At 45.1% G+C, this 268-nt stretch carries 1 protein-coding gene; it reads left to right on the top strand.

The features are described from left to right. Positions 1 to 268: LruC domain-containing protein (locus tag Q4528_RS14045; protein WP_303522213.1), on the top strand; the 268-nt coding region annotated here is incomplete at both ends.

Below are 268 nucleotides of genomic sequence, written 5' to 3'. Positions count from 1 at the left end.
GCTACTACCCATGCATGAAGGCTTAGCTAAAAATGCCTTACCAAGTGCGCCGTTCGACCCATTTATTTATGCCACAGAGCATTCACGTAACCCTTATTTTGCCAGCTCGCCAGGCCGTGGTTTAGAGATTCATAGTAAAAATCAAAGCCCAAGTGCAGCTGTAGATAGCAGTTTATGGGGAAGCTTTGATGATGTATCAAATCCTTCAGCCAGCAGCTATTACCAAACAGGTAATGGCTTACCGTGGGCGATTATTGTGCCTTACAAC

It is taken from the genome of Staphylococcus pasteuri (assembly GCF_030547725.1).
Classification (GTDB): domain Bacteria; phylum Bacillota; class Bacilli; order Staphylococcales; family Staphylococcaceae; genus Staphylococcus; species Staphylococcus pasteuri.
The sequence above is the reverse complement of the archived record's forward strand: the minus strand, read 5'-3'. Positions and strand labels throughout refer to the sequence as shown.